Origin of the sequence: Arthrobacter hankyongi, from assembly GCF_022012395.1 — a bacterium.
Classification (GTDB): domain Bacteria; phylum Actinomycetota; class Actinomycetes; order Actinomycetales; family Micrococcaceae; genus Crystallibacter; species Crystallibacter hankyongi.
Window position 1 is genome coordinate 1 of sequence record NZ_JAKLTQ010000050.1, and the last position, 1,110, is coordinate 1,110.

A 1,110-nucleotide genomic window follows, 5' to 3' on the forward strand; every position below is an offset into this window, starting at 1 on the left:
GAAAGGGTCATGATGACCACCGAAGCCCCCCTGTCCCCCGCCCCGGTCGCGATCGGCGATGTGCAGGTCGGTCCCGGCCGGCCGGTCTATGTGATCGGCGAGATCGGGATCAACCACAACGGCGACATCGAGATCGCCAAGCAGCTGATCGAGGTGGCCGCCGCGGCCGGCGCGGACGCGGTGAAGTTCCAGAAGCGCACCCCGGAGATCTCCACCCCGGCCGACATGCGCGACAAGCCGCGCTCGACCCCGTGGGGCGAGATGAGCTACCTGGACTACCGCTACCGGGTGGAGTTCGGGATGCCCGAGTACCAGAAGCTGATCGAGCACGCCGCGGGCCTGGGCCTGCACTGCTTCGCCTCGCCCTGGGACGTGCCCTCGGTGGAGTTCATGGAGGAAGCCGGCGCGCTGACCCACAAGGTCGCCTCGGCCTCGGTGACCGACCTGGAGCTGCTGCGGGCGCTGGCGGCCACCGGCAAGCCGGTGATCCTGTCCACCGGGATGTCCACGATCGAGCAGATCGATACCGCGGTGGAGACCCTGGGCACCGGCAACCTTATCCTGATGCACGCCACCAGCACCTACCCGCTGCCGCCGGAGGAGGCGAACCTGCGGATGATCACCACCCTGCAGGAGCGCTACGGGGTGCCGGTGGGCTACTCCGGGCACGAGCGCGGGCTGCAGATCTCGCTGGCCGCGGTGGCCCTGGGCGCGGTCTCGGTGGAGCGGCACATCACCCTGGATCGGACCATGTGGGGCTCGGACCAGGCCTCCTCGCTGGAGCCCAAGGGCTTCGAGGCGCTGATCCGGGACATCCGGATCCTGCAGGAGGCGATGGGCGACGGGGTCAAGCGCGTGTTCCCCGGCGAACTGGCCCCGCTCTCCCGGCTGCGCCGGGTCGACGCCTAGGCCGTGTCCGCCCCGCTGCTCTCGGTCATCGTCCCGGCCAAGGACCAGGCGCCCTTCATCCGCGACTCGATGACGTCCCTGACCCGCCAGTTCGCCGACCCCTCGGTGCTGGAAATCGTGCTGGTCGACGACGGCTCGACCGACGGCACCGGACAGCTGGCCGCCGCCTTCGGCGGCCGGCTGCCCGGCCTGAAGATCCTG

At 70.2% G+C, this 1,110-nt stretch carries 2 protein-coding genes; both read left to right on the forward strand.

Annotation, left to right across the window (positions count from 1 at the left end):
• Positions 1-9 precede the first annotated feature (9 nt).
• Positions 10-909 carry an N-acetylneuraminate synthase family protein gene (locus LVY72_RS24065; protein WP_372463781.1) on the forward strand — a complete coding sequence of 300 codons (900 nt, stop codon included), beginning with the start codon at positions 10-12 and terminating at the stop codon, positions 907-909.
• Between the two features lie 3 nt (positions 910-912).
• Positions 913-1,110: glycosyltransferase family 2 protein (locus LVY72_RS24070; protein WP_237827467.1), on the forward strand; the 198-nt coding region annotated here is incomplete at its 3' end.